Annotated in this window: 10 protein-coding genes; 2 read left to right on the forward strand and 8 right to left on the reverse strand. The window is 64.9% G+C overall.

Features of this window, described 5'->3' with window-relative positions; genetic code table 11:
* Positions 1 to 86: 86 nt before the first annotated feature.
* Positions 87 to 836 carry a class I SAM-dependent methyltransferase gene (locus E8F20_RS21210; RefSeq protein WP_280285503.1) on the forward strand — a complete coding sequence of 250 codons (750 nt, stop codon included), beginning with the start codon at positions 87 to 89 and terminating at the stop codon, positions 834 to 836.
* A 108-nt stretch (positions 837 to 944) separates the two neighbouring features.
* A complete protein-coding gene (locus E8F20_RS21215) occupies positions 945 to 1655 on the forward strand; it encodes a lipoate--protein ligase family protein (protein WP_280285504.1) in 711 nt (236 codons plus the stop codon).
* Between the two features lie 467 nt (positions 1656 to 2122).
* Here the strand turns inward: E8F20_RS21215 and E8F20_RS21220 are convergent, their stop codons facing one another.
* The 8 genes from E8F20_RS21220 to paaE form a co-directional block, all read right to left on the reverse strand.
* Entirely contained in the window at positions 2123 to 3352 is a 1230-nt protein-coding gene (locus E8F20_RS21220) for a DUF3422 domain-containing protein (RefSeq protein ID WP_280285505.1), read from the reverse strand.
* A gap of 181 nt (positions 3353 to 3533) precedes the next feature.
* The gene (locus tag E8F20_RS21225; protein WP_280285507.1) at positions 3534 to 5684 is read right to left on the reverse strand and encodes a methyl-accepting chemotaxis protein; all 2151 of its coding nucleotides are present in this window, start codon (positions 5682 to 5684) and stop codon (positions 3534 to 3536) included.
* 47 nt (positions 5685 to 5731) lie between these two features.
* Entirely contained in the window at positions 5732 to 7057 is a 1326-nt protein-coding gene (locus E8F20_RS21230; RefSeq protein ID WP_280285508.1) for a hypothetical protein, read from the reverse strand.
* Between the two features lie 210 nt (positions 7058 to 7267).
* Positions 7268 to 9328 carry a phenylacetic acid degradation bifunctional protein PaaZ gene (paaZ, locus tag E8F20_RS21235; RefSeq protein WP_280285509.1) on the reverse strand — a complete coding sequence of 687 codons (2061 nt, stop codon included), beginning with the start codon at positions 9326 to 9328 and terminating at the stop codon, positions 7268 to 7270.
* A gap of 125 nt (positions 9329 to 9453) precedes the next feature.
* Complete coding sequence (locus E8F20_RS21240) at positions 9454 to 10689, reverse strand: OprD family porin (RefSeq protein WP_280285510.1); 1236 nt, start codon at positions 10687 to 10689, stop codon at positions 9454 to 9456.
* A gap of 33 nt (positions 10690 to 10722) precedes the next feature.
* Positions 10723 to 12369, reverse strand: a complete 1647-nt coding sequence (locus E8F20_RS21245; protein ID WP_280285511.1) for a cation acetate symporter — start codon at positions 12367 to 12369, stop codon at positions 10723 to 10725.
* Entirely contained in the window at positions 12366 to 12674 is a 309-nt protein-coding gene (locus tag E8F20_RS21250; protein ID WP_028627341.1) for a DUF485 domain-containing protein, read from the reverse strand. Before E8F20_RS21250 ends, E8F20_RS21245 begins: the two co-directional genes overlap by 4 nt.
* A 176-nt stretch (positions 12675 to 12850) precedes the next feature.
* Positions 12851 to 13927, reverse strand: coding sequence for a 1,2-phenylacetyl-CoA epoxidase subunit PaaE (gene paaE, locus E8F20_RS21255; protein WP_280285512.1), 1077 nt, complete (start codon positions 13925 to 13927; stop codon positions 12851 to 12853).
* Between the last annotated feature and the right edge of the window lie 7 nt (positions 13928 to 13934).

Below are 13934 nucleotides of genomic sequence, written 5' to 3' on the forward strand. Positions count from 1 at the left end.
TCGCCCCCACAGGAGGTGCGCAGGACTTGGTGTTTGCCCGCGCGCTATGCTGGCAGCCCCCAGCGACCCGAACCGGATCTTCTGCCATGTCCGAATCCAGCGCGCTCTTTACCCGCAATTCCGACGCCTATCGCGCCAATCGTCCCACCTACGATCCCGCCTTGATTGCCTGGCTCAGCCAACAGGCGCCCGACCTGTCCCTGGCCTGGGACTGCGGCTGTGGCACCGGCCAGGCCACGCAGGACCTTGCCCGGCACTTCCAGCGTGTGGTGGGAACCGATATCAGCGCATCGCAACTGGCCAGGGCCGAGCCGGCAGCCAATATCGACTACCGCTACGAGCCGGCCGAGCGGACGTCGCTGGCCGACGCCTGCGTGTCGCTGACCCTGGTGGCCCAGGCACTGCACTGGTTCGACTTGGAGCGCTTCTATGCGCAAGTACGACGCGTCAGCAAACCGGGTGGGCTTCTGGCGGTGATCTCCTACAACCTCACGCAGATCGCCCCCGAGGTGGATGCGCTGGTCAGCCACCTCTATCACGACATCCTCGGCAGCTACTGGGCCGAGGAGCGCAAGCACGTGGAGCAGGGCTACCGCACCCTGCCATTTCCCTTCGAACGCATCGAAGTTCCGCCATTTACCCTGGATGCCGAGTGGGACCTGACGCGTCTGCTGGGCTACCTGGAAAGCTGGTCGGCCATGGCGACCTACCAGGCCGCCCACGGCAGCAACCCCCTCGACCCCTTGCGGGAACGCTTCCAGCAGGCCTGGGGCGACCCGGCCAGCACCCGACGGGTGAGCTGGCCGTTGGTGGTGAATCTGGGACGGGTGAGCTGAAGAGATCGTTCAGGTGAGTTCATCATCAACGGTAGAAGCGCAATAGCGGAATATCGGTTTGGCGCTGCAGGAACGCGGTGGTGGCAAGCCGTTTGAGCAGGAGTACTCATGCACCAGGTTTCACGATTTGCGGTAACCGCAGGACTGGATGCGGAACGCCAACTGCTGGAGCGCATCCAGCAAGGCGCACAGGAGTGCGGGCTGCTGCTGTGGCGACCACTGGAGGCCGCACTGGTGATGCCGCTGCGGATGAGCCGGCTAGCCGGATTCGCGGCTGCCGAGGTCGATTGCATGGCGCTCGGCTGGCCCGTCGCCCTGCGCGACAGCGGCGGCGAACCCGTGCCGCAATCGTCGGCGGTGCTCAATGTGGCGCTGGCCTACGCCTTGCCAGCGCGTGAGAGCGAGCTGACCCGCATCGAGAACGCCTACTTGCGCCTGTGCCAACCCATGCTCGACTGGCTGTCCGGTATGGGTCTGGAAAGCGGGCTGGGCGAGGTGGACGGCGCCTTCTGCGACGGCCGTTACAACGTCACCGTCTCTGCACGCAAGCTGGTGGGCACCGCCCAGCGCTGGCGCCGTCGCCGCGACGATGGGCGCCATGTTGTGCTGGCGCACGCTGCAGTGCTGATGGAGAACCAGCGTGAGTCCATGGTCGAGGTGGTGAACGCTTTCTATCGTGGCTGCAATCTGGAAGACCGCGTTCGCGCCAGCAGCCACATCGCCCTTGAGGAATGCGTGGGGCAGGTCTGGAGCCGGCTTGAGTCCTTGCGCGAGGGCTATCGCCGGACACTGGCCGAGGCCGGGCTGGCGTTGGAATGAGTGGGAGGGGAGAGGGGCCGTTGGCCAGTGAATAGAATTAATTCACATTTGGCAGTGAAAATCACTTGACTAAAAAATGAGAATCATTATTATTCAAATCACTGGCCTCGCGGCCAGCTGGATAAGCTGACAAGCCCAGATTTCGGACTCATCAGATTATCTCCTCATCAGGCTAATCACGGTTATTGACCCGGCAAATTGCCGGGTCTTTTTTTCCTGCGATTTCCTGTTGACGCCATTTGCAGAACGGGTGGCGCTCATGGCCTGGATGCAATCCGGGTGCATTTCCTGGATTTCATCCAGGCTACTGTGCTGTGCAATCCCGAGGCCTTGACGCTCATTTGTAGGGGCGGATTCATTCGCCAAGCAGGCCGCAGGTCTACCCATCGGACTTGCCGGGAGGCAGCTTAGCCGCCCTTGGCGATTGAAATTACCCCTACAGCCCCCGGCGACTTCCGGTAACGGGATCAATGCCCCTTCGCCTTCCTGATCCGCAGGAATATCCCGCCCAGGATCAGCACCACCACCGGCGTCATCACCAGAATTGCGGTCTTCGCCGAGATATCCATTCCGAGGGTGTGCAGGCCGCCGTAGAACAGCTTGAACAGGCTCAGCAGGTAGTAGCTGATGGCGATGATGGACAGCCCCTCCACCGCCCTCTGGATCTTGATCTGGGTATCGGCGCGGGCGTTCAGGCTGCGCAGGATTTCCGAGTTCTGTTCTTCCACTTCCACCTGCACCCGCGCCTGCAGCAGGTCGCCCAGGTTGGCGACGCTTTGCCCCAGGCGTACCAGGCGCTGGTCAGTGGCGACGCAGTAACGCACGGTGGGGCGGAAGCGGCGCTCGATGAACACGCCCAGACGCTGACAATCGCCGACGTGCGATTCGCGCAACTCGTTGATCCGCTCGAAGACGATCTGCGCATAGGCTTCGGTGGCGCTGAAGCGCTGCCGGGTGCGTGCGGTGCTGCGGACGATGCGTGCGGAGAGGGCGGCGATATCGGCCGACAGCACCTTGGCGCTGCTCTTTCCCTCGGCGTTGCGGTCGGAAAGGCTGGTCAGTTCCTTGTCGTATTCCTTCAGCTGAAGGCTCACAGCCTGGGCCACCGGCAGGGTGAGTGAGGCCATCATGCGGTAGGTCTCGATCTCCAGCAGGCGGCGGATCATCCGGCCGAGGCGATACGCATTGAGCCGGCGATTGACCAGCAGGATGCGGTTCACCCCGTCTTCACTCAGGCGAAAGTCGGACCAGGCGATTGCATCGCCACCGCCCAGGGTGGAGCCTGCAGGGTCCTTGAAACCATAGGCTGACGTCTCGCCGGCCCAGTTTGTCTCGGACTCCACCAGCACCTGGTCGGCGTTGATCAGCAGGTGACGGTGGTCGGCCACCAGGCTTTCCAGTTCGGCAGGTAGCGGTGGCCAGAAGGCGTCGCCCGGTGTGCGCGGTACCACCAGGGTCAGGGTAAAGAACTCCGTGTGGCGTTCCCATTTCAGGGTGTTCTCGCCCATCCGCAACAGACCCTGGGAGCCGTTGCTCGCCAGCGGTGCGTCGGTGACCTGGTTGAGCCGCTCCACCAGGGCGTCGCAGACATCCTCGGCATCGGCGAAGGCGAAGTGATAGACGTGGGCCGGATCACGGAAGTAGATCGACGGACGCGAATGCAGCTCGTTGTGCAGGGCTTTGCGTAGTGGATGCATGGAGACTTCTGCGGGCAGGGAGGTTTTCTTCGATGACGCGGCCCACCTGTGGGGCGGTCACACCCGAGAAGAAGTTGTGACGGGAGTGCCACCGACCCGTCAGGGCGGGTAGCCCTTCAGGCCGGTGGCGACGGGGAGTGGCAGCCGGGCTGCCTGACGACGCGCCGGGGTCTTGTGGACCTCAGGCACGAAACTGCTGCATCAGCCCTTGCTGATGGTTGGCCAGCTCGTTGAGTTGACGACTGACCTGGGCCGACTGCTCGGCCTGGCCGGACAGCGATTCGGTCACGTCGCGGATGGCCTCGACGTTGCGATTGATTTCATCTGCGACGCTACTTTGCTCCTCGGCGGCACTGGCGATCTGCAAATTCATCTCGGTGATCAGGTTGACGGCGTCGCTGATGCGTTCCAGCGCTGACACCGCTTGCTGCACCTGGCTGACGTTCTCCTGCGCCAGGCCATGGCTGCCCTGCATGGCTTGGGTCACATCGCGGGTGCCGTTCTGCAGGTTGTCGATCACCTGGCGGATCTCTTCCACGGAGTCCTGGGTGCGCCGCGCCAGGCTGCGCACCTCATCGGCAACCACGGCGAAGCCGCGCCCGGCGTCACCGGCACGTGCCGCCTCGATGGCGGCGTTGAGGGCGAGCAGGTTGGTCTGCCCGGCGATGGAGAGAATGACCTCCAGCACCGAACCGATCTGCTCGCTGCTCTGCGCCAGTGTTTGCAGTTGAGCCATGGCCTCGCTCATGTCCCGCGCCTGGGCATGGATGGCGCGGGTGGTGAGGCTGATTACCTGCAAGCCTTCGCGGCTGGCCTGGTCAGCGTGGCGTGCGGCATCGGCGGCCTGGGCAGCGCTCTGGGCCGAAGCGTTGGCCGTGGCAGACATTTCGTGAAGGGCGGTGGCCACCTGGTCGATCTCGCGGAACTGCTGCTGCATGCCTTCGCTGGTCTGGCGGGCGATCAAGGCCGACTGGTCGGCCGTCTCGCGGGCATTGCGCACCGACCCCTGCACTTTGGCGATCACCGGTTGCAGCTTGTCGAGGAAGCGATTGAAGGCCAGCGCCAGGCGGCCCAGTTCGTCACGCCGGGCGTAGGTCAGGCGACGTGTCAGGTCGCCTTCGCCGTCGGCGATGTTTTCCAGCATGGCGGCCAGGCGCAGCAAGGGGCGGGTTACGCCGCGGGCGGCCAGCCAGATCAGCGCGATACCGAGCAGAGCGGCGATCGAGCCCAGGGCGAACTCCAGTGCCGAGCTTTGCAGGCGCTCGTCATCCATTTGCACTTTCAGGGCTTCGGCAGGGGCCAGCAGCACCGATTGCGGCACGCCCAGCAACACGCCCCAGGGCTTGGCGCCGGCAATGGGGGCGAGGGGTTCCAGCACGCTGATCTGCCCCTTGTCGATAAAGGTGTGGGGCTCGCTGCGGCCGAGAAAGTCGAGGACTTCGGCGGCCTGGCCCGGCAGCACCGCCTGCAGGCGCTTGCCGAGCTGGCCGGCATCTTGGCTATGGCCGGCGACCACGCCGGATGGGCTGACGATGCTGACGCGGCCGTTTCCCTCATAGAGTTCGCGGCTGCCTGCCAGGGCGTCCTGTTGCAGGCTGTCGAGGCTGATGTCCAGTCCGATCACCGCCACGACCTTGCCGTTCTCCAGCAGCGGGAAGGCAACGCTGGTGACCAGCTTGCGGCTGCCGGAAGACTCGTCGAAGTAGGGCTCCAGCAAGCATAGCTGCCCGCTGTCGCGCGGGCAGGTGAAGAAGGCGTTGAAGGGGGCGCCGCTGGGGCCGGGGGAGGTGTCCGATAGCAGCTTTTCGTCGCCCGGCACCGCCTGCAATTCACCGGGTTTCGCCTGCAGCCAATAGAGGGCGAAGCGTCCGGCATCGTTGCTGCCGAGGTCGCCGCGACCACGGAAGTCGCTATCGCGCCCATCCAGGGCATCAGGCTGGAAGATCAGGAACAGGCCGAGCAGCTCAGGGCGTTGCTCGACGGCCTTGCGCAGTTCGCCGGCCAGTTCGGCCCGCAGCGCCTCGGCGCTCATTTCGCCTCGGGCGGCCTGTTCGCGCAGGTAGAGCAGGTGCCGCGCCAGGCCGAGGCCATATTCGTGGGTGCGGGTGAAGCTACGCTGGATCTGCAGGGCCTGGACCTTGCCCTGGGCCTGCAGGTTCAGGCGTGCGGCCTCGGCCAGCATACGTCCGCTGGAATCCTTGACCCGCTCGGTGCTGGTGCGGGTCTGGTAAAGCGACAGGCCGACCAGCAGGCCCACCACCAGGATCAGGCAGAGGCTCGCCAGCAGGGTGATCTTGCTTTGGATGCTGAGGCTAAGGCTGGGGCTGGACATGGGCGCGGTCGCTTGGAGAAGCCGGGGCGTTGCCGCCCCGGATGGGTTCAGAAGACGGTGACGAACACCAGTTGGCTGTAGAGGTTGCTGTCGTCGCCACCGAGCTGGGTACCGCCTTCGTCGGCGCTACGGTCGGGCTTGTAGAGACCGACCACGGGCATGACGATCAGGTTTTCACTCACCGCCCATTCGGCGTAGAGGTCCACTTCGCTGCCATCGAAGTTGCCCAGGTCGCGGTCCAGGGTGTTGAAGTCGAACCACAGCGCGCCAAGGCTCAGGTTCTCCAGCGGCGTCACCTTGAAGGCAACGTGGTGGACCTGGGTGTTGGAGTTGAACGGGCCGGCGTAGTTGCCCGCCACCTCGCCCTGGAACCAGGTGCCGTAGCCACGGCTGAAGCCAGTGAACAGCGGGTCGTAACCTTCCGAGAAGCGGCTGTAGCGGTAGTTCACGCTCGGGCTCCAGACCACGTCGGAGAAGGTCCAGCCCGCTTCCAGGTACCAGGCGTTCTCGTCGTCGACGTTCTTCTTGTCCTGCCAGGCGTACTCGCCGGAGAGGAACAAGTTCTCGACCCCGGCATTGCCCTGGCCGCGCACGCTGTAGGTCTTCATGCCGTCGCGCTCGGCCTGGAAGGGCGAGGCGAACTCTTCATCGATATCGCGGATATCGATGGCGGTCAGGCCCAGGGTACCGGCCTCGGATACGTGCTCCAGGTTGCCCACCAGCAGTTCGGGCTTGGCCTGGGCGCGGTTGTCGGACTTGAGCCACATCAGGTCGCCGCGCAGGCCATCCTTGCCGCCGAGACGCAGGATGGCGGTCTGGTCGAACGCCTTGCGTGCCGCCAGCCAGTAGGCACCGCCACGGTTGAACTCGCCATCGGCAAGGCCCTTGCCGAGGTTGAGGGCATCGCCATTGATGAGGAAACCGTCGCCGATCATGACGTTCTGGCGGCCGAAGGAGAAGTCCACACCGTCTTCGCCCAGGGCTTCGAACAACTGGCCGGAACGCCAGCCGAGGTAGGCGTCTTCGATCTTGGTGGTGCGCTCGGAGCCATCAGTGAAGCCAGCCGCGTCGCCGTCTCCCCAGGTGCCGGAGCTGAGCATGTTGAAGGCGCCATAGCTGGTGCCGGCTCCCGCCAGGCCCTGGTCGAAGCTGATGCCGTACTTGGCATAGCCCTCGCGCCAGGACGACGACCCCTCGCTCTTCGAGCCAGCGACGGCGTAGTTTTCCTGGCTGTGGAAGAAGCCGTACACGGCCTCCAGGGTGGCGTTCAGATGAGTGTCTTCGTCGGCGTAGAGCTCATAGGCACCCGCCTGGGTAGCGGCACCCACCAGCAGCGCCAGGGTGGAAAGTCGGAACAGGTTAGACCGGGACATGGCAAGGCTTCCTTCTTCTTGGTATTGGCAGCGGAGCGTTTCTGCGACCGGATACTAAGGAGTTGCCGTGCACTGGCCTTGTGCCTGCTTGCCAAGGGCTTGATGCTGCGTGCCAGATTCGGGGGCTGCGCCCCTACAGAAAGCGAATCGCCCGAGCAGGCAAAAAAAACCGGCCCTAAGGCCGGTCGTAAACTCACGCAGCGACTCGGATCACGCAGCTTCCGGGCGTTTCAACACCAAGGTGAGGATGTCGTAGCTGGCCACCAGCTCGCCGTTCTGGTTGGTGACTTCCACGTCCCAGGCCACCACGCCTTGCGGCTCGCCCTTGGGGCTCTTCTTGCCCTGGTCGATCTTGCGCTTGCAGGTCAGGCGCGCCTGGATGGTGTCGCCGATGCCCACTGGGGTGATGAAGCGCAGGCTGTCCAAACCGTAGTTGGCCAGCACCGGGCCGGGGGCCGGGGAGACGAACAGGCCGGCGGCGGCGGAGAGCACGAAGTAGCCGTGGGCGATGCGCTTGCCGAACTGGGATTCCTTGGCGGCCAGTTCGTCGAAGTGCATGTAGAAGTGGTCGCCCGACAGGCAGCCGAAGTTGACGATGTCGGCTTCGGTCACGGTGCGACGGTGGGTCAGCAGGGATTCTCCGATCTGCAGCTCGTCGAAGTAGCGGCGGAACGGGTGCACTTCGGTCTCGACCACCTTGGCGCCGCGCACGTATTCGCCGGTGACGGCGGCCAGCATGGTGGGCGATCCCTGGACGGCGGCGCGTTGCAGGTAGTGCTTCACCGCGCGCAGGCCACCCAGCTCTTCACCGCCACCGGCGCGACCGGGGCCGCCGTGCTTGAGCACCGGCAGCGGCGAACCATGGCCGGTGGATTCGGCGGCGGATTCGCGGTCGAGGATGTGCAGGCGACCGTGCAAGGCGGCGGCTTGCGGCACCACGCGGGCAGCGACCATCGGGTCCTTGGTGACCAGGCTGGCCACCAGGCTGCCCTTGCCACGGGCGGCCAGGGCAATGGCTTCGTCGATGTCGTCGTAGGCCATCAGGGTGCTCACCGGGCCGAAGGCCTCGATGTCGTGGGCGCCGCCTTCGGCGTGCGGGTCACGAGCGCGTAGCAGGGTGGGGGCGAAGAAGGCGCCTTCGTTCACGCCTTCACCGCGCGGGGCGAAGCCGTCGCGGGCACCGAACAGCAGGTCGCTGCTGGCCAGCAGGGCGTCCAGGCGCTCGGCCACGTCGGCCTGCTGGGCATGGGACGCCAGCGCGCCCATCTTCACGCCTTCCACGGCGGGGTCGCCGATCACGACTTTGGACAGACGCTCGCGCAGGCGCTCGGCCACGGCGTCGATGTGTTTGGCGGGCACGATGGCACGGCGAATCGCGGTGCACTTCTGCCCGGCCTTGACGGTCATCTCGCGGGCCACTTCCTTGACGAAGAGGTCGAACTCCGGATCGTCCGGGGTGATTTCCGGGGCGAGGATGGCGCAGTTCAGCGAGTCGGCCTCGGCGTTGAAGGGGATGGAGTTGCGAATCAGGTTGGCGTTCACGCGCAGCTTGGCGGCGGTGTCGGCCGAACCGGTGAAGGTCACCACGTCCTGGCCCTGCAGGCGGTCCAGCAGGTCGCCGGTGCTGCCGATGATCAGCTGCAGGCTGCCTTCCGGCAGCAGGCCGGACTCGTGCATCAGGCGTACGGCGGCTTCGGTCAGGTAGCTGGTCGCGGTGGCGGGTTTGACGATGCACGGCATGCCGGCGAGGAAGCTCGGTGCGAACTTCTCCAGCATCCCCCAGATGGGGAAGTTGAAGGCGTTGATGTGAACGGCCAGGCCGCCACGGGGCACCAGGATATGGGTGCCGGCGAAGGTGCCTTGTTTGCCGAGCGGCATGGCCGGGCCTTCGTGGACGATGTTGCCGGAGGGCAGCTCGCGGGCGCCGACGCCGGCGTAGCTGAACAGGGTGCTGGTGCCGCCCTCAATGTCGATCCAGCTGTCGGCGCGGGTGGCGCCGCTGTGGCGCGACAGCGCGTAGAGCTGTTCCTTGCGCTCGTTGAGGTAAAGCGCCAGGGTCTTGAGGCGCGCCGCACGCTGCTGGAAGTCCAGGGCCATGAGGCTGGCGATGCCGCGTTTGCGGCCGTGCTCGATGGCTTCCGAGAAGTCCAGTGCTTCCTCGTGGGCGCGGGCGATTGTGCTGCCGTCGATGGCACTGCGCAGTGCCTGGGCGCCTTGCTGGCCGATCCAGCGGCCGGCGATGAAGCTTTGCAGCGTGGGGGCGTTACTCATGAGGATTTCTCCGTGAAGGGCCGGCGTTCTCGGCGCCAGCCTGGTTGCTCGTTTGTAGGAGCAAGCTTTGCTTGCGAATCGTGGCCAATCGCGAGCAGAGCTCGCTCCTACGGGTTTTTCCTGCCTTACCAGAGGGCCAGGGTGTAGCCGAGGATCAGGCGGTTTTCATCGAGATCGGTCGTCAGCCCGTTGCCGGAGCGGAACGTGACGTTGCGCCAGCGCAGGCTCAGGCCCTTAAGGGCGCCGCTCTGGATCACGTAGGCGAGGTCGCTGTCGCGTTCCCATTCCTCACCATCGTCGCCGTTCGCGGTCTTGACGTTACGGCCGTCGACGTAGCGGGTCATGAAGGTCAGACCCGGGATGCCGAGGGCGGCGAAGTCGTAGTCGTAACGCAGTTGCCAGGCGTCTTCCTCGGCGCGGGTGAAGGTGTTGAAGGTCACCAGGTTGACCACGTAGGGGTCGCCGCCATTGAGGAAGGGGAAGGCGCTGTCGCCGGACATCCGTTGGAACGCCGCGCTGAACCGGTGGGCGCCTTTGCCCAGGCTGAACATGCCGTTGAAGTTGCGGTTGTCGATTTCACCGGCGCGCTCGATGCCATCGCCACGGCTGTCGAAGTAACGGATGTCGCTCTTCAGGTTGAAGCCGCCGGGCAACGGCAGCGTGTGCACCAGGCCGACGAATTGCTGGCGATAGATATCGTCCAGCAGGCCGTAGTAGTAGCTGACCGCCAGTTGCGGGTTGATGGCGTAGCTGCCGCCTGCGAAGTCGAAGGCATCGCTGGTGGCGGCTCCATACCCGATGTCGTCGCGGCCGGAGGAGTCGCGCAGGTTGCTGCGGGTCAGGCGGCCGCCATTGAAGGTCAGGCCGGCCAGCTCCTGGCTGGTCAGCATGCCGCCCTGGAAGGTGGAGGAGAGCAGGCGGGTGTCGTTATAGGTGGCCACCGGCAGCAAGGGCTGCAGGGTGCCCAGACGCAGCACGCTTTTCGAGGCGCGCAGCTTGGCGGTGAGGCCCAACTCGCTGTAATCGTCCACCGGCTCTTTGGTCGCCGGGTCGAAGGGCAGCAGACCGGTGCCGCGATGGTCGCGGCTGGAGTCCAGCTTCACACCCAGTTCGCCAATGGCATCGAGACCGACGCCGACCGAGCCCTCGGTGAAGCCGGATTCGAGGCGTGCGGTAAAGCCTTGGCCCCATTCCTCGGCCTTGGACTGGGCGGCGCCCTCCTGGCGGAAGTCGCGATTGATGTAGTGGTTGCGCAGCTCCAGGCTGCCCTTGCTGTCTTCGATGAAACCCGCCAGCGCCGAGGTGGCAAAGGGCAGGGTGAGCGCCACAAGCAGCGGCGCAGTCGTACGGCTATGGGTCATTGTTCTTTTATCCATCGTCCGGTTGTTCAGGGCTCAGTGGCGGCTGGCGGCGGCAGCGCCGATTCCGGTCATGGAACGGATGAACTGCGCCAGGTAGCGGCCGCGTTCTTCCTTGGCGCGCTCGGAGGCGTCGGTCACCGAGAGCAGCCAGGCGCTGAAGAAGGCCATGCCCATGGAGAACAGTGCCGGGTTGGAGTACGGGAACAATGCCGTGTCGTGATGCAGCACGTTGACCCAGACGGCCGGGCTCAGCACCAGCAGGACGATGGCGGACAGCAGGCCCATCACGCTGCCGGCCACGGCGCCACGGGTGGTCAGGCCCTTCCAGAACATGGAGAGGAACAGCACCGGGAAGTTGACCGACGCGGCAATGGCCAGCACCAGGCCGGAAAGGAAGGCAATGTTTTGCGACTCGAACAACAGGCCGAGGATCACCGCCAGCGCGCCGATGCAGAGGGTGGCAATGCGAGACACGCGCATTTCCTCGCGCTCGCTCGCGCGGCCCTTGCGGATCACACAGGCATACAGGTCGTGAGAGACGGCCGAGGCACCGGACAGTGCCAGGCCCGCGACCACCGCCAGGATGGTGGCGAAGGCCACGGCGGAAATGAAGCCGAGGAACAGGCTGCCGCCCACCGCGTGGGACAGGTGCACCGCGACCATGTTGCCGCCGCCGATGATGGCGCCGGCCGCGTCGCGGAACTCCGGGTTGGTGCCGACCATCACGATGGAGCCGAAGCCGACCACGATAAGCAGCAGGTAGAAGTAGCCGATGAAGCCGGTGGCGTAGAACACCGATTTACGGGCTTCCTTGGCATCGCTGACGGTGAAAAAGCGCATCAGGATGTGCGGCAGGCCGGCGGTGCCGAACATCATGCCCAGCCCGAGGGAAATGGCGTCGATGGGGTTCGACAGTAACCCGCCCGGCGCCATGATGGCGGTGCCCTTGGCGTGTACCGAGGTGGCGGCGGCGAACATGGACTCCACGCTGAAGCCGAAGTGCTTGAGCACCATGAACGCCATGAAGCTGGTGCCCGACAGTAGCAGCACGGCCTTGATGATCTGCACCCAGGTGGTGGCCAGCATGCCGCCGAAGGTCACGTAGCAGACCATCAGCACGCCCACCAGCATCACGGCCTGGGTGTAGGAGAGGCCGAACAGCAGTTCGATCAGCTTGCCGGCGCCGACCATCTGCGCCACCAGGTACATCAGCGCCACGGTAAGGGTGCCGAAGGCGGCGGTAATGCGAATCGGGGTCTGTTCCAGGCGATAGGACACCACATCGGCGAAGGTGTACCTGCCGAGGTTGCGCAGGCGTTCGGCGATCAGGAACAGGATGATCGGCCAGCCGGCGAGCACGCCCAGGGCGTAGAGCAGGCCGTCGTAGCCGTTCATGAACATCATCGCGGAGATGCCAAGGAACGACGCTGCGCTGATCATGTCGCCGGCAATCGCCAGGCCGTTCTGGAAGCCGGTGAGACCGCCGCCTGCGGTATAGAAGTCGGCGGTCGAACGGGTGCGCAGGGCGGCCCAGCGGGTGATGCCGAGGGTGAAGAGCACGAACGCCAGGAACATGTAGATGGCGTTCCAGTTCAGCGGACGCGCGGCTGCATCGGCGGCGAAGGCGCTTTCCGTGGCCAGCAGACCGCCGGTAAGCAGCAGGGAGGCGAGGGCTTTCATTGGCTGCACTCCTGCTTGAGCTTGTCGTTCAATGGATCGAGCTGGCTGTTGGTGCGCTTGACGTAGATGCCGGTCAGCGCGAAGGAGAGCAGGATGATGACCACGCCGACCAGCATGCCCACGCTGGTGACACCACCATTGAGCGATTGGCCGAGAACGCCAGGGGCGAAGGCCACCAGGAGCACGAAGCCGTAGTAGATGGCCAGCATGGCGGCGGTCAGGGACCAGGTCAGGCGCTGCTTGCGACGGACCAGCTGGATGAAATCCGGATGCTGCCGGATGCGATCGAGGTCGTGCGGGGTCATGGTTGCTCTCTCTTTTTGTGTTTGTTGAGGCGGTTCAACGGCCGACGGCAAGGCTGCTTGTGTCGAACGGGGTACTGCGGGTGCTGCTTGTCTGGTTTTTTTTGTAGGAGCCAGCTTGCTGGCGAACGGTTTCTGCCAAACGGCTTCGCGAGCAAGCTCGCTCCTACGGCTTCCGTTTAAAGCTGGTCGAAGTCCAGGACTACCTTCTCGCTGAGCGGGAAGGTCTGGCACGACAGCACGTAGCCGGCGGCCACTTCGTAGTCCTCCAGGGCGAAGTTGCTGTCCATCTCCACCTCGCCTTCGATCACCTTGCACTTGCAGGTGGAGCACACGCCGGCCTTGCAGGAGTAGGGCAGTTCCAGACCCTGGGCGTTACCGGCGTCGAGCACGCTGGCGCTGTTGCGCGGCAGCTCGAAGGTCAGTTCGCGGCCATCGCTGATCACGGTGACCTGGCTTACGGCACTGTCCACGCTGCGAGCGGCTTCGCGGGCTTCACGCTTGGCATTGCTGCCGGCGGCGGCGAACAGCTCGAAGTGGATGCGCTCTGCCGACATGCCGTTGGCCTTGAGCTGGTCGCGCACGGTCTCGGTCATCGCCTGCGGGCCGCAGATGAAGACGGCGTCCAGGGCCTTGACGTCGATCCAGCGAGAGAACAGCTGGCCGCATTTGTCGGCATCGATCCGGCCGTTGTAGAGGTCGACGTCCTGCTGCTCGCGGCTGAACACGAAGATCAGGTTGAGGCGCTGCAGGTAGCGGTTCTTCAAGTCTTCCAGCTGCTCGCGGAACAGTGCGGAAGCACTGGAGCGATTGCCGTAGAGCAGGGTGAAGCGGCTGTGGGGCTCGGCTTCCAGGGTGGTCTTGATGATCGACAGGATCGGCGTGATGCCACTGCCAGCGGCCACCGCCAGGTAGTTGCCGTGTCGCGCGACATCCAGCTCCACGAAGAAGTGGCCGGACGGCGGCATCACGTCCAGGCTCTGGCCGGCTTTCAGGCTGTCGTTGGCGTAGGCGGAGAAACGGCCGCCTGCTACGCGCTTGATCGCCACCCGCAGCTCGCCGTCGTTGACGCCGGTGCAGATGGAGTAGGAGCGGCGTACTTCCTCGCCGTCCATCTGGGTGCGCATCACCAGGTGCTGACCCTGGGTGAAGTGGAAGGTTTCGGCCAGGCTTTCGGGAATGTCGAAGGCGATGGACACCGCGTCGCGGGTTTCCGGGCGTACTTCTTTGATTGTCAGGCTGTGGAACTTGCTCATCTTGGTC

This window comes from Pseudomonas sp. BN415, assembly GCF_029871195.1.
GTDB lineage: Bacteria > Pseudomonadota > Gammaproteobacteria > Pseudomonadales > Pseudomonadaceae > Metapseudomonas > Metapseudomonas resinovorans.